General features: G+C 33.8%; 16 protein-coding genes. 8 read left to right on the top strand and 8 right to left on the bottom strand.

Translation table 11 applies throughout. The features are described 5' to 3' along the window. Window positions 1-29: 29 nt before the first annotated feature. A complete protein-coding gene (locus J7574_RS14900) occupies window positions 30-1,658 on the bottom strand; it encodes an acyl-CoA carboxylase subunit beta (RefSeq protein WP_290970025.1) in 1,629 nt (542 codons plus the stop codon). Between the two features lie 163 nt (window positions 1,659-1,821). Here J7574_RS14900 and J7574_RS14895 point away from each other — a divergent pair, with 163 nt between their 5' ends. The 3 genes from J7574_RS14895 (at window position 1,822) to J7574_RS14885 (ending at window position 3,251) form a co-directional block, all read left to right on the top strand. Then, a complete protein-coding gene (locus J7574_RS14895) occupies window positions 1,822-2,412 on the top strand; it encodes a TetR/AcrR family transcriptional regulator (protein ID WP_290970023.1) in 591 nt (196 codons plus the stop codon). 69 nt (window positions 2,413-2,481) lie between these two features. Continuing rightward, entirely contained in the window at window positions 2,482-2,940 is a 459-nt protein-coding gene (locus J7574_RS14890) for a hypothetical protein (protein ID WP_290970021.1), read from the top strand. Window positions 2,941-2,942: 2 nt separating this feature from the next. Then, window positions 2,943-3,251: a DUF3817 domain-containing protein gene (locus J7574_RS14885; RefSeq protein WP_290970019.1), complete on the top strand. Its 309-nt coding sequence runs from the start codon at window positions 2,943-2,945 to the stop codon at window positions 3,249-3,251. Window positions 3,252-3,396: 145 nt separating this feature from the next. On the opposite strand, the gene msrB is transcribed toward J7574_RS14885, so the two are convergent. Together msrB and prfB are read right to left on the bottom strand one after the other, a co-directional pair. Continuing rightward, the gene (msrB, locus tag J7574_RS14880; protein ID WP_290970016.1) at window positions 3,397-3,843 is read right to left on the bottom strand and encodes a peptide-methionine (R)-S-oxide reductase MsrB; all 447 of its coding nucleotides are present in this window, start codon (window positions 3,841-3,843) and stop codon (window positions 3,397-3,399) included. Window positions 3,844-3,935: 92 nt separating this feature from the next. Further along, window positions 3,936-5,034, bottom strand: a protein-coding gene (prfB, locus tag J7574_RS14875; protein ID WP_290970013.1) for a peptide chain release factor 2 whose coding sequence is annotated in 2 segments (ribosomal slippage) — window positions 3,936-4,970 and window positions 4,972-5,034 — 1,098 coding nt in all. Because the reading frame shifts where the segments join, the coding sequence is not laid out codon by codon here. A 151-nt stretch (window positions 5,035-5,185) separates the two neighbouring features. Between prfB and J7574_RS14870 the strand changes: the two genes are divergently transcribed. Beyond that, a complete protein-coding gene (locus J7574_RS14870) occupies window positions 5,186-6,205 on the top strand; it encodes a low specificity L-threonine aldolase (protein WP_290970010.1) in 1,020 nt (339 codons plus the stop codon). Window positions 6,206-6,286: 81 nt separating this feature from the next. On the opposite strand, the gene J7574_RS14865 is transcribed toward J7574_RS14870, so the two are convergent. Next, entirely contained in the window at window positions 6,287-6,607 is a 321-nt protein-coding gene (locus J7574_RS14865) for a YbaB/EbfC family nucleoid-associated protein (RefSeq protein WP_290970008.1), read from the bottom strand. A gap of 69 nt (window positions 6,608-6,676) precedes the next feature. On the opposite strand from J7574_RS14865, the gene J7574_RS14860 reads away from it, so the two are divergent. The 3 genes from J7574_RS14860 (at window position 6,677) to J7574_RS14850 (ending at window position 11,164) form a co-directional block, all read left to right on the top strand. Then, a complete protein-coding gene (locus J7574_RS14860; protein ID WP_290970005.1) occupies window positions 6,677-8,815 on the top strand; it encodes a S9 family peptidase in 2,139 nt (712 codons plus the stop codon). Between the two features lie 71 nt (window positions 8,816-8,886). Further along, window positions 8,887-9,927: a PLP-dependent cysteine synthase family protein gene (locus tag J7574_RS14855; RefSeq protein WP_008462690.1), complete on the top strand. Its 1,041-nt coding sequence runs from the start codon at window positions 8,887-8,889 to the stop codon at window positions 9,925-9,927. A 349-nt stretch (window positions 9,928-10,276) separates the two neighbouring features. Next, window positions 10,277-11,164, top strand: a complete 888-nt coding sequence (locus tag J7574_RS14850; RefSeq protein ID WP_290970001.1) for a LamG domain-containing protein — start codon at window positions 10,277-10,279, stop codon at window positions 11,162-11,164. Between the two features lie 101 nt (window positions 11,165-11,265). On the opposite strand, the gene J7574_RS14845 is transcribed toward J7574_RS14850, so the two are convergent. Further along, a complete protein-coding gene (locus tag J7574_RS14845) occupies window positions 11,266-12,285 on the bottom strand; it encodes a DUF481 domain-containing protein (RefSeq protein WP_290969999.1) in 1,020 nt (339 codons plus the stop codon). A gap of 355 nt (window positions 12,286-12,640) precedes the next feature. Here J7574_RS14845 and J7574_RS14840 point away from each other — a divergent pair, with 355 nt between their 5' ends. Continuing rightward, a complete protein-coding gene (locus J7574_RS14840; protein ID WP_290969997.1) occupies window positions 12,641-13,534 on the top strand; it encodes a LamG domain-containing protein in 894 nt (297 codons plus the stop codon). A gap of 207 nt (window positions 13,535-13,741) precedes the next feature. On the opposite strand, the gene J7574_RS14835 is transcribed toward J7574_RS14840, so the two are convergent. The 3 genes from J7574_RS14835 to J7574_RS14825 are packed head-to-tail and all read right to left on the bottom strand — an operon-like array spanning window position 13,742 to window position 22,931. Then, window positions 13,742-14,128, bottom strand: a complete 387-nt coding sequence (locus J7574_RS14835; RefSeq protein ID WP_290969995.1) for a hypothetical protein — start codon at window positions 14,126-14,128, stop codon at window positions 13,742-13,744. 1 nt (window position 14,129) lies between these two features. Beyond that, window positions 14,130-20,444, bottom strand: coding sequence for a fibronectin type III domain-containing protein (locus J7574_RS14830; RefSeq protein ID WP_290969992.1), 6,315 nt, complete (start codon window positions 20,442-20,444; stop codon window positions 14,130-14,132). 42 nt (window positions 20,445-20,486) lie between these two features. Beyond that, entirely contained in the window at window positions 20,487-22,931 is a 2,445-nt protein-coding gene (locus tag J7574_RS14825; protein WP_290969989.1) for a hypothetical protein, read from the bottom strand. Window positions 22,932-23,012 lie beyond the last annotated feature (81 nt).

The following is a 23,012-nucleotide window of genomic DNA, read 5'->3' as shown; positions in this document are numbered from 1 at the left end:
TTAACGTCTTGCTGCCAATTCTTAAATCGTTATACCTGAATGACTCCTAAATTAAATGGTTTTTGAATAGGAGCGTGGTTCGCCGCTTCGATTCCCATCGAAATCCAATTGCGGGTTTCTAGCGGATCGATGATCGCATCTGTCCAAAGTCTTGAAGCTGCATAATAAGGAGAAGTCTGTTCGTCGTAACGCGCCTTTATTTTGTCGAATAGCTCTGTTTCTTTGGCCTCATCAACTTTTTCTCCTTTCGCTTTAAGCGAAGAAGCTTCAATTTGGGCTAATACTTTTGCGGCTTGAGTTCCGCCCATTACAGCAAGTTCTGCACTTGGCCAAGCAAATATTAATCGAGGATCATAAGCTTTCCCGCACATAGCATAATTTCCTGCTCCGTATGAATTTCCCACAATAACTGTAAATTTAGGAACCACAGAATTGCTTACGGCATTTACCATTTTGGCACCGTCTTTAATGATTCCGCCATGTTCAGATTTTGACCCCACCATAAAACCCGTAACATCTTGTAAAAATACCAATGGAATTTTTTTCTGGTTGCAGTTGGCAATAAAACGTGTAGCTTTATCGGCACTGTCAGAATATATTACACCACCAAACTGCATTTCACCTTTTTTGGTTTTAACCACTTTCCTTTGATTAGCAACAATCCCAACAGCCCAGCCATCAATTCTAGCATAACCCGTAATAAGAGATTGTCCGTAGCCTTCTTTATAAGCCTCAAATTCTGAATTATCGACCAAACGCTTGATGATTTCCATCATGTCGTATTGTTCAGTTCTGGCTTTCGGAAGAATTCCGTAAATTTCATTTTGGTCCAAAGCTGGTTTTTCAGCTTTGATTCTGCTGTAACCTGCTTTATCAAAATCGCCAATCTTGTCTACAATGTTTTTGATTTTATCTAGTGCATCTTTATCGTCTTTAGCTTTATAGTCTGTAACGCCCGAAATTTCACAGTGCGTTGTTGCTCCGCCTAAAGTTTCATTATCAATAGTTTCTCCAATTGCTGCTTTTACCAAATAGCTTCCAGCGAGAAAAATACTCCCTGTTTTATCTACGATTAAAGCTTCATCGCTCATAATTGGAAGATAAGCGCCACCAGCAACGCAACTTCCCATAACGGCGGCAATTTGAGTAATTCCCATGCTGCTCATTTGCGCATTGTTTCTAAAAATGCGTCCGAAATGTTCTTTATCTGGAAAAATTTCATCTTGCATTGGCAGATAAACTCCTGCGCTGTCTACCAGATAAATAATTGGAAGTCGGTTTTCCATTGCAATTTCTTGCGCACGAAGATTTTTCTTTCCAGTAATAGGAAACCAAGCTCCTGCTTTTACCGTGGCATCATTGGCAACGACAATGCATTGCTTGCCTCTGATGTAGCCAATTTTAACCACAACACCACCTGAAGGACAGCCGCCGTGTTCTGGATACATTCCTTCGCCAGCAAAACCGCCGATTTCAATACTTTTTGAATTTTCATCCAATAAATAAGCAATTCTTTCACGAGCTGTCATTTTGCCTTCGGCATGCAGTTTTTCGATTCTTTTTTCGCCTCCGCCCAATTTAACTTTGGCAAATTTCTGTTTTAATTCTGAAAGGAGTAATTTATTGTGATCTTCGTTTTTATTGAAGTTTAAATCCATGATAAAGTATTGATTTTATAAAATAGTGTTGGCTAATTTACAAAATCAATTGAAATAAAACGAAAGTAGTTTTGATTGGAATAAAGTTCAGAAGTCGAATTGCTAAAATGTCTAATTGAAATAATTTTCTTTTATTTGTTCTTCATACTAATTAGTATTTTTTATGTCAAAAGCAGCCAATACTCGACTTACAATTCTTCAGAAAGCGTTTGAATTGATTTATACAAAAGGATATCAAACCACCAGTATTGACGAAATTATAGCTACTACTAAAGTAACTAAAGGAGCATTTTATTACCATTTTAAAACCAAAGATGAAATGGGAGTTGCTATTATTGAAGAAATTCTGAAGCCTACAATGATGGAGCATTTTGTAAAACCAACTGAAAAATCTCAAAATCCGATTGAAGATTTTTATAATATGATTTCGTATTTATTGTTAGAAGATCCTTTTCTGCAACTAGAATATGGATGTCCAGTTGGAAATCTGACTCAGGAAATGACGCCATGGAATACTAAATTTAGTGATGCTCTGGCAGATTTGGTTAATTTATGGAAAGAAACAATTATAAAAGCAGTTGAAAAAGGAAAAGAGGAAGGCTTGATTCGACAGGATGTTGTAGGGGAACAAGTCGCATTTTTTATCTTATCGGGCTATTGGGGCATAAGGAATTTTGGAAAATTGCAAAATGACAAATCTGTTTATGATGTTTATTTACAGGAATTTAAAAAGTATTTGAACGATCTGAAATAAAAATAAAACGAAAAACATACCAATTAGTATGTTTTTTAGATACATTTGCATTGTCAAAATCAAAAAACAATGCAGCAATCTATTTTAATTTGCCACTCCTTTATGAGGTGGTTTGTATTGGCGAGCTTAATCTATTCGATTTACATTGCTTACAAAGGATATTCTTATAAGCTTCCTTTTACTGGGAAAGCTAATCTCATCCGACACTGGACGGCAACTATTGCACATATTCAGCTTCTTTTTGGGATATTGGTTTATGTTCAAAGTCCGATTGTGAAATATTTCTGGAGAAATTTTAAAGAAGGATTTCAGAATAAAGACACCGTTTTCTTCGGGCTAATTCATATTGTTTTAATGTTGGTAGCAGTTGTTTTTATTACAATTGGTTCTGCTTTAGCAAAAAGAAAGCTTTCTGATGAGCAAAAATTTAAAACTATGTTAGTTTGGTTTTCAATTGCTTTGATTATCATTTTTATAGCCATTCCGTGGCCATTTTCACCTCTTTCCAACCGACCTTATTTAAGATAATTATGAAAAATTTACTTCAGTCCAGCATAGGACGTTTACGAATTATTGGCTTTTTAGAAGGAACATCACTTTTGATTTTGTTTTTTATAGCAATGCCTCTTAAGTATATTTTTGAAATACCATTTTTAACACGGCCAGTTGGAACTATTCATGGCGCGTTATTCTTACTTTTTATTTTCAATACTTTGAGTGTTGGGGTAGAGCAAAAGTGGAAATTTAAAGATACCACTTGGAAAGTGCTGTTGGCTTGTGTAATTCCGTTTGGCACTTTTTACATTGACTCTAAAATTTTAAGTAAAATCAGTAATTGACAATTATGGTTTTAGAATTGGAATGTAAAGAGGTATCATCGAAAAAGTAACTTTCCAATAGAAGCAATTGGCTTTGAATGCGAAGCTTTATAAAAAACAAAAACCAGAAGAATGAACTTCTGGTTTTTTTTAGTATAATTTGAAACTATTCTTTTACTTTAGTCAAGGAAAGGGCGTTAATGCAATAACGCAAACCGCTTGGCGGAGGACCATCAGGAAAAATATGTCCTAAATGAGAATCGCAAACATTACAAGTTACTTCAACACGAATCATTCCGTGAGATCTGTCGGCATGATAGCCAACGGCATTTTCTTTTACAGGTTGGGTAAAAGATGGCCATCCCGTTCCAGATTCGAACTTTTCGCTTGCATCAAACAATAAAGTGCCACAGCATTTACATTCGTAAATTCCCGGCTCAAATAAACTGCACATTTCTGAGCTAAAAGATCTTTCAGTTCCTTTTAAACGTGTTACCTGAAATTCTTCTGGAGTTAGAAGCTGTTTCCATTCTTCCTCCGTTTTCTCCACTCTTTTGTCGGGAGTTGGATTTCCTTTATTTGTAAAATGAATTACATCTGCCCATTTTATCATAACTGTTTGTTTTTTTGTTTCAAGTTTCAGGTTTCAAGTTTCAAGTTACTGCGACTGCAAACTGCACTGAACACTATTAATCTGAATACTGATTATTCTTCCTCTTTTTGTCCCATCATCATCAGATAGGCTTTAAGGAAAGGATCGATATTTCCGTTCATTACGCCGTCAACATCGCTGGTTTCGTAACCTGTACGAACGTCTTTTACCAATTTGTAAGGTTGCATTACATAATTACGAATCTGCGAACCCCATTCGATTTTCATTTTTCCAGCTTCGATGTCGGCACGTTGCGCTTGCTGTTTCTTTAACTCAATTTCGTATAACTGAGAACGAAGCATTTGCATAGCACGCTGTCTGTTATCTTGCTGAGAACGAGTTTCAGAACATTGAATCTGAATTCCAGTAGGCTTGTGAACCAATTGTACTTTAGTTTCCACTTTATTTACGTTCTGTCCACCAGCACCACTCGAACGAGAAGTTGTAATTTCGATATCGGCAGGGTTAATGTCGATTTCGATACTATCATCAACTAATGGATAAACGTAAACTGATACGAAAGAAGTATGGCGTTTTGCATTACTGTCAAATGGTGAAATACGAACCAAACGGTGAACACCATTTTCTCCCTTTAAATATCCGAAAGAATAATCTCCTTCGAACTCTAAAGTTACGGTTTTAATTCCAGCAACATCGCCTTCTTGAAAGTTAAGTTCTTTGATTTTGTAACCATAACTTTCTCCCCACATCATATACATACGCATAAGCATTCCTGCCCAATCACAGCTTTCCGTTCCTCCAGCTCCAGCAGTAATCTGAACTACGGCGCTTAAACTGTCGCCTTCATCAGAAAGCATATTTTTGAATTCGATGTTTTCAATATGTGCTTGCGCGGCATTGTATTGTTCATCCAATTCATCTACAGAAAGTTCGCCTTCTTTGTAAAAATCATAAGCGAGCTGTAATTCTTCTGTGAGTGATACTGCTTTGTCATAATCTTCAATCCATTTTTTCTTGTTTCGAAGATTTTTTACGAGAATTTCTGCCTCTTTTGGATTGTTCCAAAAATCAGGTGCAAAAGTTTTTTCTTCTTCGTTTGCAATTTCGATTAGCTTGGCATCAACGTCAAAGATACCTCCTCAACGCACCAAGGCGCTCCACAATACCTTTTACTTGTTCGGCTGTTGTCATAAATTAATTACTAGGTTTTATATGTTTTTTAGAATTATTACGTTAATTTGGTCTATAGAAACGAGCGAGTTAAATTTTACCAAAACTTGCTGAGAATAACTATAAGTAATACGTAATTTTGCATACAAAAATAAGATATAGTTTTTAGAATATGGAAATAAATTTAATCAGCGATACCATAACAAAGCCTACTTATGAGATGCTTCAGTATATGTTTAACGCTCATGTCGGCGATGATGTATACAAACAGGACCCAACGGTGATTGAATTAGAAAACAGAACAGCAGAGTTTTTTGGTATGGAAGCTGGTCTTTTTTTTCCGTCTGGAACTATGGCAAACCAGACTGCAATTAAACTGCATACGCAGCCTGGAGAGCAATTAATTGCTGATAAATACGCCCACGTTTACCATTATGAAGGAGGAGGAGTTTCTTTTAATAGTGGGGTTTCTTGCTGTTTATTAGATGGAAATCGTGGTATGATAACGGCTGCACAAGTAAAAGCGGCGATAAATGATCCTGAATTTTACCATAGTCCGCTTACAAGTTTGGTTTGTGTAGAAAATACCACAAACAAAGGGGGCGGAGCATGTTATGAATTAGAAGATTTAAAAGAAATAAAAAAAGTCTGCGATGCTCATAATTTGAAGTTCCATTTAGATGGCGCTAGAATATGGAATGCATTAGTGGCTAAAAGACAGAATCCTAGAGAATTTGGAGCTATTTTCGATACTATTTCGGTTTGTTTGTCTAAAGGATTAGGTGCTCCAATTGGTTCTGTACTGCTTGGAAGTAAAGCTGATATTCACAGAGCGTTGAGAATCAGAAAGATATTGGGTGGGGGAATGCGTCAAGTTGGATATTTAGCTGCGGCGGGATTGTATGCTTTGGCTCATAATATCGAAAGACTGGCAGAAGATCACCGAAGAGCAAAAGAAATTGCCAAAATCTTAAGCACAAAACCGTGGATTGCATCTATCGAACCTGTGGAAACCAATATATTGATTTTTTCGCTTGCAGAAGGTTACAGCGATCAATTGCTAATCGAGAAATTAAAACAGAAAAATATATTAATAAGCTCTTTAGGGCATAATAAACTTCGCATTGTAACGCATTTAGACTATAAAGAAGTAATGCATACTTATGTGCTGGAGACGCTTTCGAAATTCTAAAGATTTGTTTCAGGTTTAATTTGTTTCAAGTTTCAGGTTCGTTAGATAACTTGAAACCTGAAACTTAAAACTTGAAACTTTTTATTTAAATAAGTTGTCCATTCCAGGAATAGAAGGCATATCCATTCTTGCTACAGCATCTAATTCTCTTTCGTTTACATTTGTAGCCTTTTCGATTGCTTTATTTAACGTTACAATTAAGTAATCTTCTAATTGTTCTTTGTCTTCTAATAAAGAATCATCTACAGAAACTGATTTTATTTTTCGGCTCGCTGTAATTGTAACTTTTAATAATCCGTCAGCGCTTTGTTCATCAATCAAAACAGTATCTAAACGCTTTTTTGTATCTTCAATTTTTTGTTGGGTTTCTTTAAGTTTACCCATCATTCCCATTAAATCCATTTTTGTTGATTTTTTAAATTATTTCAGACAAAATTAGTATATTGCTATGTGAATTCAATAGAATATTTTATGAAAAAATTAATTTTGTTCTGTTGGGTTTGTGCTATTTTTGCATCTTCATATTTAAAAATTAATGCTCAATCAATGCAAAATGATATATCGGCCCCAAAGGCTAAAATAATACCAAAAACATTAAAAAAACATAAAGAAACTAGGATAGACAACTATTTCTGGCTTAATGACAGAGAAAATCCAGAGGTAATTGATTACCTAAATCAGGAGAATGCTTATTACGAAAGCATGACTTCTCATACCCAAAAATTAAAAGATAGTCTGTTTGAAGAAATGAAAGGAAGAATAAAAGAAGATGATTCTTCGGTTCCGTATTTCTATAATGGATATTTTTATATCACTCGTTTCGAAACAGGTCAGGATTATCCCATTTTTGCTAGAAAAAAAGGAAGCCTTTCTGCAGATGAAGAAATTCTTTTTAACTGTAACGAAATGGCAAAAGGACATGCTTATTTCAAATTAGGAGGTTTAAGCATTAGTCCGGACAATAAATTTGCGAGTTTCGGAGTGGATATTGTGGGAAGAAGAATTTACACTATCCAGATTAAAAACTTAGAAACAGGAGAAATCTTGGCAGATAAAATCGAAAATGTTACTGGAGCTTCTGTTTGGGCAAACGATAACAGCACTATTTTTTATGTAAGACAAGATCAGGTAACCTTAAGAGCAGATAAAGTTTTTAGACATAAATTAAATACAGCATCTGAAAATGATGTTTTGGTTTTTGATGAGGTCGATGATACTTTTAATGTATCAATCAGCAAAGAAAAATCAAAAAAGTATATTGTTATTGGTTCTGGAAGTACTTTGACAACCGAATATAGAATTTTGAATTCTAATAATCCAGATGGAGAATTTACTATTTTTCAGCCACGTGTTCGCGGATTAGAATACAGTATTTCTCACTACGAAGATTCATTTTATATCTTGACAAATAAAGATAAGGCGACTAATTTCAAATTAATGAAAACGCCTGAAAATAAAACTGGAAAGAAAAACTGGGTAGATCTTATTCCGCATAGAGAAGATGTTCTTTTGGAAGATATCGAGATTTTTAGAAACTATCTAGTGGTAGAAGAACGCTCAAACGGATTAAATCATATTAGAATCATGCCTTGGAATGCTGCTGAAGAAGATTATTATCTTCCTTTTGGCAGTGAAACGTACAATGCATATACAACAACAAATGTTGATTTTGATACCGATATTTTGCGTTATAGCTATCAATCATTGGCGACGCCGTCTTCTGTAATTGATTTTAATATGAAGACTAAAACCAAAGAGATCTTAAAAGAGCAAGAGGTTTTGGGCGGCAAATTTGATAAGAACAATTATGTAGAAGAACGAGTTTGGGCAACAGCAAGAGATGGGGTAAAAGTACCTATTTCTATGGTTTATCGAAAAGGATTGGAGAAAAATGGCAAAAATCCGTTGTTATTATATGCGTATGGTTCGTACGGAATTACAATGGATACTTATTTTTCTTCTACCAGATTATCGCTCTTAGACCGCGGATTTGTTTACGCGATTGCTCATATTAGAGGAGGTGAGGACTTAGGAAGACAATGGTATGAGGACGGAAAACTGTTAAAAAAGAAAAATACCTTTACAGATTTCATCGATTGCTCTAAATTTGTAATAGACCAAAAGTATACTTCTCCTGAGCATCTTTATGCTGAAGGAGGATCTGCTGGCGGACTTTTAATGGGAGTAATCGTAAATGAAGCTCCTGAATTGTATAATGGCGTCATCGCTCAGGTGCCTTTTGTAGACGTAATTACCACGATGCTGGATGACAGTATTCCGCTTACAACTGGAGAGTATGACGAATGGGGTAACCCAAATAATAAAACGTATTACGATTATATGTTGTCGTATTCACCTTATGATAACGTAAAAGCGCAGGAATATCCAAATATGTATGTGTCTACGGGTCTGCATGATTCGCAGGTACAATATTGGGAGCCAGCCAAGTGGGTTGCAAAATTGCGAGATTTGAAAACAAATGACAAGCTTTTGTTTTTAGATACCAACATGGATGCAGGTCATGGCGGGGCTTCGGGACGTTTTGAGGCTTTAAAAGACTTAGCAAAAGAATTTAGTTTTTTATTAGATTTAGAAAAAATTAAAAGCTAATTAGAAATTTTTTGTTAAATTTGCAACCTATCAAGGTTAATTTAAAAAGGCCTTTGATTAACTATTTTTTTATGAAAGAAGAAATAACTGCTTATAATAATGTTTTAGAGTTAATAGGAAACACCCCCCTTATTAAGCTAAATAAAATTACCGAAGAGTTAGAAGGAAATTTCTACGCAAAGGTAGAAGCTTTCAATCCAGGTCATTCCTCAAAAGATAGAATAGCATTATATATTATTGAAGAAGCTGAGAGAAAGGGAATTCTGTCTCCGGGAGATACCATTATCGAAACTACGTCTGGTAATACAGGATTTAGTTTAGCAATGGTAAGCATTATTAAAGGTTACAATTGTATTTTGGCGGTAAGCTCAAAATCATCTAAAGATAAAATTGACATGTTGAGAAGTTTGGGCGCCAAAGTGTATGTCTGTCCGGCTCACGTTTCTGCAGATGATGAAAGATCTTACTATAATGTAGCAAAACGTTTGCACGAAGAGACAAAAGGATCAGTCTACATTAATCAATATTTCAATCAATTAAATATTGATGCTCACTACAACACTACAGGTCCAGAGATTTGGGAACAAACAAAAGGACAAATTACGCACTTAGTTGCTTGCAGCGGAACAGGAGGAACAATTTCTGGAACGGCAAAATTCTTAAAAGAAAAAAATCCAAATATTAGAATCCTCGGAGTTGATGCTTTTGGATCTGTATTGAAAAAATACCACGAAACAAAAGAATTTGACAGCAAAGAAATTTACCCTTATCGTATAGAAGGTCTTGGTAAAAACTTAATTCCGTCAGCTACAGATTTTGATATTATTGATAAATTCATGAAAGTAACCGACGAAGAAAGTGCTCACTCTGCAAGAGAGATTACTAGAAAAGAAGGTTTGTTTGTGGGATATACTTCTGGAGCAGTAATGCAAGCCATTAAACAATATGCTGAAGAGGGAGAATTTACAAAAGACAGTAATATTATTGCGATCTTCCCAGATCATGGTTCTCGTTACATGAGTAAAGTATTCAGCGATGACTGGATGAACGAGCAAGGTTTCTTTGATAGTGTTAACGAAGAAGAAGCTCAAAAAATTGAATTCGTAAAGTAATATCTGCTTTTCAAAATATATAAACTCCATTCGTTTTTCGAATGGAGTTTTTTTTTTTGCCGAATTTTTCTAAGTAAAAGTGTGTTTTGGGTAAAAGTTAAGTTTTGTTCTTTTGTTAGATATACCGTGTTTATACGTAGGAATTTATGAATTTAAATATTTTTAATTCAAGGATTTTGTGAAATTAGTAAATTTTATAAAATGCTCTTTTTACCGATGAAATGTATAAAAAACGTTGTTTTAACGATTTTTTAGGTAATTTGTCGGAATTATTTCAGCTCAATATACTAATAATATAGTTTAGTGGTATTAAAATGATATAGTTCTTTAATCCCTAAAATCTACTATTATGAAAAAAATACTACTGACAGTCTTGTTTGTAAGTTTTTTGAATGTAAAGGCACAAACACCGATTCAGGAATTTAACTTTAATGGTACTTTAAATAATACTGCAAATACTACTTCATTTATTGGAGCCAATAATTTTGTCGTAGACAGAGCAGGAGCAATAAAAGGAGCTCAACGATTAAGTAATAAAGCGCTAGAAGCTGTAATAGATAATTTGCCTCAAGGAAAAAGCTCAAGAACAATTAGTATTTGGGTGAAATTTAATGATGTTTCACAAGCAAATTATATTTGGGGCTACGGAAATGCGGTTAATGCACAATATTGTGGTTTATTGCAGCAAGCAACCACTTCTGCCAACTCTGATTTGAGTTTGGCTGCTTGGGGCGCTTCTAATGATGTTATTGTCTCTACGCCACTCGAAAAGAATACTTGGTACAATTATACTATTACCTATCAAGGTGCCACTTCAAAGTTGTACCGCGATGGTAAATTATTGAAATATCTAGAAGGAATGACACGATCTACAACTGGAAACATTTTTAGATTGGGTGAAATAAACACGGTGGTTGGAATTAATGCTGATATCGACGATTTAAAAATTTATGATGTGGCATTGTCTCCAGATCAAGTCAAAGAATTGTACGACCGCGAAAAGGCGTCTAATTTATTGGTTATGGATCCTTTAGAGGCTAAACCTGAAAAAGTAAAACCATCAAACGAAACAATAATTGCTTCGGGCGATGTTAATGGAACGATAAAAACAGTAGAAGTTTATTCGCAAGGTCAAAAAATAATGGGAAGAAATGCAGCCAATATTGGCGATCTTCCTGAAGGGACTTATTTACTAAAAATTACCAGTACTCCGTCAAAAAAAATTACCTCAAAATAAATGGTTTTTTAATTTGTTAAATGTTAGTTAGTTTTTTTATTGCGTAAGCAATTGAGTTTTTGGAATAGTAAGAAAAGCTTTCTGAGTTCAGGAAGCTTTTTTTAGTTTAATTTCCACCCAAAAGTGGTTTGGAATACATAATCGTCTTTTGATGCTCCTTCTTTTGGCTTATTATCATAATTGTAAACAAAAGAAAGTTTGATGAAAAAATCAAGTGGCAAATCGTATTTGGTGTCTACAGAAAAATCAGTACGAACCCTTTTGCTTTCTGTTAAACTCGGAAAAACCGTCACTTTCGATTGAATGCTAAAATCTCCAATATCATATAAATTTAAGTCACTGCCCAAAAACAGCTCCAAACTTTTGTTGGTTTCGGTACTTCCCGTGAAACGTTCGTTGTTGAAAGACAATCCAGAAGCGATTCCCCAGTATTTTTTATTGCTGTGTATAAGATATTTTCCGTAACCTGCTTTTGAAACTACACGCAGATCAATGTCTTGTTCGGTATTTTTTAAAGTTACAATCGATAATGGGATGAAATAATCTTTCGGAAGCAAATGCACATAACTTAAGTCGGTATCTATCCTGCGTATGGGGTCGCTATCATCTTGTATGGATTGAAGTTGTTTGTATGCAGCCGTTCCGTACCATTTTTTTGCAGTGTAGCCTAAATTTACGTTTATGGTTAGTTGCTGTAAACTTTGTGCTTTCGTTAATTTGATTCCCACATCAAAGCTAGCATCAATTCTGTCCCAGAAGCTTTCGTCAACGGGCTTTATGCGAACAATATCGGTAAGATCAATGATACTTTTGGTTTGTGTCTCAATATTAGTAATTTCGCATTTATTAGGAGTCTTGATTTTGGTAATTTTTCCGTTTAATAAATTGCCATAAGAAAGATTAATAATATGAACTCTTTCAGAACCGATGTTTTTAACGTGTTTCCATTCCACTTTAAAATCTTCTTTGCTGTAATCGGTTTCTATCTGTAAAATTCCCTTATTCATTGTTTTTATTTCTCCAACAATGATATCATTGTTTTTCAATACGATTGTATCAGAAATTTGCGCACTGATTTTTAAGAAAAATAAAAGAAAAAATGAAAGTAAAGTTTTCTTCATGTCACGGTTTATTTCTTTGATTTCCAGCTTGTAGTATTAAAGTTAGAAATAAAAATGCAATGTCGTATAGAATCGTATAAAATACTGTTTTGATTTGATGCGACTTGAGAAGCATGCTTTATTGAGGTAAAGCTATTTTGGAAGAGAATGCTGTTTGAACTGAAAAAATGTTTTTGTGAGAATTATGTATTTGGATGTAGGAATTGTTTGGAGATGCTGAATTTTAATTATAGTTTTAACAAAATTTCTAAAAATATTAAATGAAATTTTAGAATTGTAAAGTATACAATATTTAAAATTTGTAATCTATTGCTATTTGCCTTAAAACGAAACTATTCTGATAAAAGCTACCACTATGAAAAAAATAATACTCACTTTAATGTTTGTAAATTTTTTAACAGCCAATGCACAAAATCCGGTGCAGGAATTTAATTTCAATGGTAATTTAAGCAGCGCCGATAATAGTATTTCATTTGTTGGGACTCCACTTTATGGAAATGATAGAATGGGGGCGCCAAGAGGAGCTTTAAAACTAGTTAATAAATCTTTGCAGGCTGTTGTTGGTGAACTTCCTCAGGATAATAAACCCAAAACCATATCGGTTTGGGTAAAATTTAATGCTGTCAATATTCCCAATTATATTTTAGGTTACGGCGCGGCAGTAAACGGACAGTATTTTGGATTAGTGCAACAGCCAATATCTGGAAGTAATGCAGATTTAAGTTTAGTAGGTTGGGGAGATGCTAACAATGTTGTCGTTTCTGTTCCGCTTGCAAAGGATACTTGGTATATGTATAGTGTTACTTATGATGGCAATGTTTCAAAAATTTACCGTAACGGCGAATTATTAAAATCCGCAGGAGGGATTCAACGTTCGGCAAAAGGTTACATCTTGAATCTTGGAAAATTAAATACCTCAACCAGTATCAATGCCGATATTGACGATTTAAGACTATACAGCGTTGCAATGACAGACGAACAGGTTTTGGAAGCGTACAACAGTTCTAAAGCTGCTCCAGCAAGTAATCAAGCAACTGGATCAGCATCAGTTTCTAATTCAGCAACAAGATCTGTTGGAGCACCAGCAAAAACTTCGGCTTCATCTTCAGAAAGTAATAAAAACAACGGTAAAGTAATTGAGGTCTTTTCTCAAGGTAAACAAATAATGAGCGCCAATGCTTCTAATATTAGCGATTTACCTGAAGGGACTTATTTGATTAAGGTGATTAATACGAATGCGAAGAAGTAAAAGTTCTCTTGTTTTAATCAAAAAGCCTTCTGGAATTTTTCAGAAGGCTTTTTTGTTTTTTTAGCTTATTATGATGATTACTATGAAATAGAATTATTAGTAATATTATACTTATCTTATGATTTTTGAGGTTTACATTTTATTTTACTAATATTATAAATTTTGGTGTGAATATTTTTTATCTAAAATTTGTTCTTTTAGAAGAGATTATTTTTTTGGTTTGTATTCATCACCATTTGTTCCGTCAGGCCAAACTCCGAATCTTGATTTAAATTCTTCAGAAGTGTCTGGTCTACTCATGTTACCAAAAAAAAGATCAGGATCATTTTCTAACTTCTTAAGAAATTCTCTTTTTTTCTCTTCATCAATGTTTTTTTTCTCTTCGCTCATTTGTGACTTTAATTCTTCGGATTCTAAATCTTGTATCTCTATTCTTTTATCCATAATCTTACGGATATCCTCAAAAGATAATATGTCAAATATTTTGTGCCATTCTTCGGATTGAGGAATTTCATTTGCCATTTCTGCTAGAATTTCAATTGTTTCCCCATCGAGAATATTGGGAAGATCTTTAGCGGTAATTTTTTTTTTCATGTTAGAGTTCGATTAAGTCTAAGTAATATGCTTTATAACCACTAATTTTTATGTGTTCTCCCTGAGCATTTTTTATTGGAATAGGCTCAGACATTTGTCTAAACGATCCTGGATTCATTAAAACCTCGTATTGAACTTGTATATTAGATGGCTCATCAGCATGTCTGCTATTTCCTAAATTTATTCCCCAATCTGATAAATCATCTATATAAACTCCTTTTTTTGTATTTATTCTTTGAATAACTGCTATTTTTTCTGCAGAATCATTACCCGCATGTTTTGCAGTTAGCTCAATAAAGCCTTCTGCTACTTCTTTTTTCAATGATGAAGAAACAAAGCTCAGATAATCAATTGTTTTTCCTGTTCCACCAACAAATTTAGAATTAAATTCATCAACTGAAAAAGTTTTACCACTAAAAACTTCGCCTTTATATAATCTTTTTGGAACCTTACGGAATTCATCTAGGCATTGCATAATATTATCAAACCCTTTTTGACCAAATTCACCTAAAAAATGTTGCTTCTCATATCGTAAAGGAACATTAATAAAGTCACCTTTTACAGTAAATGCCTGAACATAGGCTAGCTGTAGATCATTCGCATTTCCTGTTGGCAGTAATTTTTCTTTAGAACTTAGATCTTCTATAGTTTTTATTGAGGCTTTAAGATCAGGTGTTAATTTCCAATATGTAAACCAACCATTATATTTACCATAAAAATCATCAGTTGTTTTAAGAGCATTTTCAAAAGTAGTTATTTTTTTAGCATTTACTAAATCGCGATAACCTCTAGTCATTTCGGCAAAATCATACCTATCCATTTTCTCAATATATTCTAATACTTCTGATTGAGCTTTTATTATAGTATTTTGAAAATAAGTGATGTTTAGTTGCTTTGTAAGAATATCATCTCCAATATATTCACTGTTATTTAAATACCTTCTCGTTCTTGAATCTCCTAAATTTTTTCTGATGTTTGGATATTTAGCTAGTACATTTTCGACTAAAATGGCTTCTCCTAGCAGTTTCGGAGCTGCATAAAACTTACCTTTGTTTTTTAAATTTTCTATGATATTTAATGTGCCATTTATGGTTTGCCCTGTTTTATCTACATATGATATATTATCGAATGTGCCTACAATTTTATAATCTGGTACATTTGTTACTTCATCAGGGAACCAATTTATTTTTGAAAGATTAACTGAATTTTTTGAAATTGTAACTTCTGCAACTGCAGGACTAGCTGTTATACCATTATTTAATAAAATAGTTCCATTATCAACTGTTATATCTATAATTGAAGAAAGACTTTGATCAATGTTCTGACATTTTATTCGAGCTTCCACAACCAGATCATACATTTTTTTAGCAACTCTTATTTCATCAGGGTTGAGAGTTCCTCCATTCACCGTAGTGGTTATTGTTTCTACTAAATTATCAAGCGCGTTTAAATGTGCTAGTCTTTCTGTTTCATTTAAATTTTGAAAATCTGTAACCAAATTTTTAATACGGCTTCGCATTAATTGTACGGTTTCAATATATTTTCCTTCTTTAACCGCAAATTGAAAAACTCCTCGTGTTAAATTTGTTAGTCCGGAAACAGCTTTTGGTAAATTATAGATTGCATAAACAGCATCCCAAATGGCATTATATTTCGGACTTATAGCACCTGGATTATTATAATTAGTTGCTGTTATAAGCACATCTGCAGAAACCATTGTTAATTCAAGTGTTAATAATGATCCGCCACTTGTAAATGGAGCCAAAGCTATAGCAACTCCATCAGCTACTAATCTAAGTAATATTGCATCGTTATGGTCTTCTACAGCATTAATCATCCAGTAAGCATAAATCGCTGGAACAGCTAAAAGTCCTTTTTTGAATTCTCTACCATCTACTGTAAAGTCTTTTGGAATTTCTAATACAACATATTCATACGGTGCTAGATCAAAAAGATGTTGTACTGGATTTTTCGGATCCTTCGAATTTATTACTTGATAGCTACAATTAAACAGAATTCGACTTGGGTTACTCAATGATTTAGTAGAAAGTAAATGATATTCTAGTACAGCACCATTATTTGAAACCACGTTAAATATTCCTTGATCATAGAACATGAAATACGGCTCTTTTCTAACTTCTGTTAAAGGAGGAATTGTATTGTATTTGTTAGTAACTTCTAATGCTAACTTATTTGCATAACCATTTGGAATTTTATTGTAAACTAATGTTTTGTAGAAAATATCTTGAACGAAAAATTTTCTCTCTTTTCCATCCAATACTTTATAAACGCTCCATAATAAACTATAATTATTTTTTTGTAATTCTTCAGTTATTCCATAACGATCATTTACATGAATGAAGAGATTTAAAAGAATTTCCTCAGATTTATCAAACATTGAATTATTGTTGAGTGCTAAATCAATAAGATTCTTTCTTGTTTCATTAGATATGCTTTTCCAGAAAACAGGAATCATTTTAAATTTATCACTTACGGTCTGGTTTGTTACGTATTCATAATAATAGCTTTCGTCAAAACCAGTAACAGATTCAGGTACAAGATTTTTAATGAAATTGTAAGCAGCTGAATCATCTTTAGGAATTAATCTATCAAGATCAAGATTATTGATAGAAAACATTGCCATTAATCCTTGGTAGAAAGAAGTGTAATTTTCATTATCATAAGGATTGATAGAATGATCATGTAATTTTTTGTTTAAACTGATAAGAATCTCATGATTGTTAGCAGATAATAAATTGTAGAAATCAGGTACATTTTTTGAATCTACTGCAACCATCACTCTCAAAATAGCAATTTCCTGATCATTTTTAATTTCAGAAGATAAACTTAATTGTTTAAAGGCTTTCTTTAAATTTTCCCAGCTTACTTTTCTTAAAGCAGAAATACAAACTTGCTGGTTTACAATTAAATCAACTAATTCTGGGTTTGAAAAACTTGATTTTGCAAATAGCGTATTAAGTTTTTTCAGATCGACTTCAATAATATTAGGCTGACATTTATTTTTGTCATGATTAATTAAATCTACTAATGAATTAACGACATTACATGAAGGATCAGCAGAATATAGTGCAACAGTTGTAAATTTGTTATCTTTTTGAAGATATTTTTTAACTTGCTCAATTACATTTGCAGTAGTAGCATTATCAGGTTTCTTCCAAGCATAAATTGTTTTTTTGCTATAAGAACATTGATCATTCAAAATTTTAATGACTGCATCTCCATTACTCTTTAAGGTAATAGGATATGGCATTTTATCACCAATATTTCTAACGCGTGTATAGTCATTATCTCTATATGATAATTCGTACACTACTTCATTACCTGATACTTTTCCTATAAAAGTTGCAAGCAATTTTTTAGTTTCAGTTTGATGCAAATTAAAACCAGTAATTAAAAAAGGAGTCTTTTCAGAGAGTTGAGCTACTAATATATTTCCGCTTGCAGCTTCGTTTTCGGTTACTTTAAAAATATTTCCAAGTAAATCAAGCTCATTAGCTTGACGATCAGCCCCAGAAGAACTCTTCTGGAACCCATAAAATTTCCATCCACCGCTATGAATAATATCCCAGTCGTTGTGAGATAAAACAGTACCATTTCCATAATCCATTAAAAGATTAGTCTTGCCAGACTCTTCTTTACTTGAGAATGGATGTTTCAGACCGAAAATACCGTGTCCTAATTCGTGTGCGGCAGTTTTTAAGTTTCCACTATTAAATACGAAGGCGTATTGTCCTCCAAGTGGCATGAAACCATCATAACCATCTTGGCCAGATTTTCCAGTGTATAAAACATAATAGGTCTTTTCGTTGTATTTAAAATCTGCATTGGATTCAATCTGACTTATTATATCTATTTGTCTATCGGTGTAAACATTTAATAGATCGCTGTTGCCACATTCAATTTCAGATGGCAAAGTATTAATTTTTACATTTTGATTTGTTACAGTGAAGCTTATACCAGCCTTATTGTAAACTTCATTAAGGAATTTTTCTGCATCGGCAACACTTGGAGTGGTTGCTCCGTTAACACTTAAAAGCGTAACGCTTATTGCTGATTTTTTGGTTAAATGCCAAACGTTTAGTTTTCCAGCAATATCATATTTGCCTTCAACCGTTTTGGTAGTATCTTGAGCAGATTTAACTGGAGTTCCTTTTACTGTGGCAATAATACCGTCTTTTCCAAAATTCAAAGTCTTCTTAAGGGCAATTTTAGCGGTATTATCAGAAGTCCATTCTGCATCAACTTTTCCTCCCGCAATGGTTTTGAAAACAATATCTGAGTTTTTCTTGCCTTTCGAGAATTCGGCCTTAGCTATAACATAATCATCTCCATTTAAGTCTGAAACGGCTTTGTAATTTACTTTGTAAATTTTTCCGTCTCCAGTCGGGATTACCTCATAACTGCTTTTAAGTTTTGCAGATCCGTTTTCTGGCTGTGGATCAAAGGCATATTTACTGTCTTTGCTATCTTCAAAAGTTATTCTGACATCTGGAGATGAAATTTGTGCCACTTCTCCGCCAGAAGACATTCCATTTGTATTTGAAGCTGTAGCTTTTCCGCCAGGAGCAGGAGAACCAATGGTTGGCGCTGCGCTTCCGTTTGCTGGAATTGTAACTGTAGTTCCATTTTTATCTGTGTAAACTTGATCGTATGCAGATTTAGGAAGTGTTGTAACAGCTCCATTTTCGCCCGTAATAGTTGTACTTCCATCAGGATTTAAAGTTGCCGATTTTACAACGTAATCTAGTTTTCCTTCAATAGGTTTCCCATCACTTCCTAGAATATCTGTCAGGATTTGATCTCCATCAGCCATTCCTTTCCAATTTGGATCATAACTTGCAATAATTTCCCCAGAAATCAATTTGAAGTCAGTGTTTATACCAATATTGTTGAAAGTAATTCTAATACGAGAGTATTTTCCAATATCTGGTCCGCCTGCTGCATTAGCTGCATCTATAAGTGCGCGAAATTTTTCTAAGAAAGGTAATGTCACATAACCGTCTCCTGTAAATGTACCATTGCTTCCTGTTGCATGTAAAACAACAATAGGGAAATCACCTGCTTTTACAACATCATTGGCAAAAAGCTCTGGCAACGGATTTTTATTAGCTAAATCAGCTGGATCAGGTTTAATTCCGCATCCCACAAATGCAATTTCGTCTTTTGCCATTGTGGAAAATTCGTGAATTGTACTATGGGTATATTTTCCAACTTCGCAAGAAGCACCAACTGTATATTCGTATGTGGTATTTGGTTTTAAATTGCTAATAGTAGCAAATTCCCTTGGCGTAACTATTTTATACCAATCTGAATTGGCGTTTTTCTCACGGTAATTTACTTGATAATCAAAGTTGTCAATATCTCCGCTCCAAGTAATTTTGGCTTGATCTTGACTTATATCAGTTGTTGTGATAGCAAGCGGTGCTGTACAATAGGTTTCGTAATCGAAAGAGAAGATTTCGCTGTATCCGTTATTTTTAAAAACACCAACTTCTTCAGCTCCTTGAAGCGCTTTTGCTTTTATTCTCCAAGCATATCTTTTGCCAGGAAGTAATTGCGGTTCTGAAACGCTATATTGTAAGGTAGTCGCTCGTGTTGTGGTAGTATAAAGGGGAGGAGAGTATAAAAATGCATTTTGAACTGGGGTATATTTGTCCCAGATTTCTACTAACGAAAATTCATATTCAACATTGCTTACATTAATTTGACGAGGCGTCCAGCTGAAAATAATGTTCTGAATGTTCTGCTGCATTATTGAAGCATTATTCAGAGGAAGATTTAGAAACGGTGGATCATTTTGGAAAATAATGGTCGTTACGCTGGTTTTCTTTGAAAGCTTTTTGTTGGTCGCAAAGTCATAAACCTCAACAGAAAAATTATAAATACCTTCTGGAAGTGCCTGTGCATATTGGTTTGGATTAATTCCAAGAAGGTTTTGATATTCAAAGTAAGGTGCTAAATCCACATTAGTCAACTGAAGGGGCACACCGCCTTCTAGATATAGATCTCGTGCTCCAACTACAAAATCGTTTGTGGTTAAAGAAATCGATTGTCCTTGGAAATAACATTTTAATCGAATCTTACGATTAGAAATCGTTAAATCGTTTAAAGATATCTGCACCTTGATTGGACTGTTTATGGTAGTCGCATCAGCATAATTGCTTAAATAAATAGGTGATGGCTGCGAAATTTGTGTGCTTATCGTTACTGGATAAGTTTGCGCTATACCAGAAACCATTGCAGAAAGCCAAAACCCAAGGGTTAGAAATAGTTGACAGTGTAGTTTTTTTAGCATTTGGGTGTGTTTATAACTATTATACTTTAAAATCTTTTTCTCTTAATGTTTTAATTCGATAGTATCATTTACTGCTTTTTCCATTGCCAATTGATGATAAAACGGAATCATTTTTTCTTCTAATTGCGCGCTAATTTCGTCAGTAGGTTTTTTATCATGATTTAAATCAAAAAACGTGTTGACTTCTTGTTTGCTGAAAGCTGCCATTGATTCGTTATTCTGAAGTTCATTTTTTGGCAGTTTGGCAAGCGTTGTAAATTCCCTCATCATCCATCTATGGTTAATAAGCTGTTTTTCGCTTTGTTTGCTTCTTTCTACCAATTTTAGATATTTATTGTAAGCGACTTTGTCTTTTGCTTCTTCGCTACTAATACCATGCATTTTGTCTGTATTAACACGGCCAATTGCTGTGACGTAAACTTTTTCGATATTTTCATCTTTGGCTGAAATTTCACGATTTAGTTTTTGTACGATATCAAAAAGTACAGAGTTGTATTGTGAAACAATTTCTTTATCTGAATTATATTGATCAAGATAATCGAGTGTTTTTTCTTTAAATTGTTTATCATCCAATTCCATTCGGGCAACATTCAAAAGCTTGTTTAGCTTTTCGTTTTCTTCTTCTGGCACTGGTTTTAAGTTATTTTGAAGCTGTTCTAGATTAGCAATGATTTCTGCTTTTGTTCCTTCTAATGTTACATCTTTCGAAGAGATTTTTAGCGTGCTTTCTGGAGCTTCTTTTACTGCAACAGTTTTTTCTTCTACACGTTTTGGACGAAGTTTGATTTTGTCAAATGAATAGGTGTAGGATAAAGTAGCTGTCAAATCATTATTGCGAACGGTTTGCGAACTACTGAAAAGTGTAATACAGTTTAAACCGAAATTGTGCTTTTGCAAATAAATATAGGAACCGTTTAAACGGATATTAATAATGTCATTGACTTTATCGCCATTATTGAAACTAGTATTATAACTGGTAGAAAAGGAAGTGTTTAGTTTTTTGTCATAAAATAGTTTTGTCGCGCCAATTGTTGGTCCTAAAATTAAATTATCACTAGTATCTAATTTCCCTATTGTACTGTTGAATGAAGCTGTTAAGTTTAAATCTTTCTGCGGATATCCGATAATGTACGAAAGTCCTGTGTTATAATACGTACTTGCTCCGCCTGCAATTGTTTTCCCTTCTTGCTGATTTACGGCGTCTTGCATGCTGAAAGTCGCATTGAAGGCTTGTTTCTGTCTTTTATCATTTTTCAAAAGATAGTTAACAGTAAGCGCTGCATTCTGACTGACTTGTCTGTAATTTAAAGTATCTAAATATTCATACTGAGAGGTCTGATTGATGTAATCAAACTGATTTCGGCTATTGGTAAATGATTGAAAATTAGAATAGTTTACATTGAAATTTAATTTCTGGTTGGCTCTAAAATCTGCGCTGATAGAAGAGACTAATCTTTTCATCTGACTTTGTTTCTGTTTATCCAAATTGTCTTTTTGCAAACCTAAATTCAGGTTTAAGCTTAATTTGTCTTTGTATAAAGTTTGAGAAGCATTTACAGTAATATTTTCTAAGTCATTATTAAAATAATAACCACCCAATGTTCTGTAATTTGGATCGATGCGTTCGTACCCCAGACCTAAAGTTCCTTTTCCGGCAGGATAAACCAATTGTCCTTTAATTGCTTTATAGCTTGTTGTAGTTGGGTTGGAATTTACAAATAATGAAGCAACATTTTTTGCTTTTGCATTTCCTTCGGCTCTTGTATCTTCTGTTATGGCACTGTTTGCAAATTCAGTTAAAACCTGTAATTTTTTAAATAATTTAAAAGAGGTTTCAAAACTGATTGCAGCATTTTCTTTTGGAGAAACACCTAATTCATAAGGAACTGGAATAGACAGCGAATTAATCTCATCTTTTGCTCTAAAAAAGGTAAGTCCAAGATTTACTTTTTCTAAGGAATATTGTGTTTTAAAACCGTAACCAAATCTTTTATAGGTTGGAACCAATTCGCTATTGAGAGCATCATATTCGCTACTTTTAACCAAACGCCCATACATGGCACTGATTTTAAATTTACCTTGCGGAGTTAGATCGACACCTAAACCTGTAAATTGGTGTCCTGCTAAAGTGTATGGAGAAAAAGTCATGCTTACATCTCCAATATGTCCAGTAATCCATTTATAAGATGGATGTATGCTCAAACGATTCATTAGAACTGGCCTGTTGTAACCAAAACGTTGATTGGTATAGGAAAATGAAAAAGGGATATTATATAAACCTGCGACATTCACATTGATATTTCCGTTTAAGAAATAGGTAAAAGGCTCTCTGGCTGCGTTTCCTGTATAGAACACTCCATTGGCCGAAGCGCCACCGGAGACATTTATTAATTTGGCCTTTCCTAATTCTTCAACATTGAAATTCTGTGCAAATCCTAAGGATGTGAACAATAGTATGCTAAAAAATGATATTCTTTTTAAATTCATTATAATATATTCAGGGCATGGAATAGGGAAGGACTAACCTTATATTTCGCACTATTTTATTAAAATTGACTTGTCGCTCAA

Origin of the sequence: Flavobacterium sp. (genome assembly GCF_017744675.1) — a bacterium.
Lineage (GTDB): Bacteria > Bacteroidota > Bacteroidia > Flavobacteriales > Flavobacteriaceae > Flavobacterium.
The sequence above is the reverse complement of the archived record's forward strand: the minus strand, read 5'-3'. Positions and strand labels throughout refer to the sequence as shown.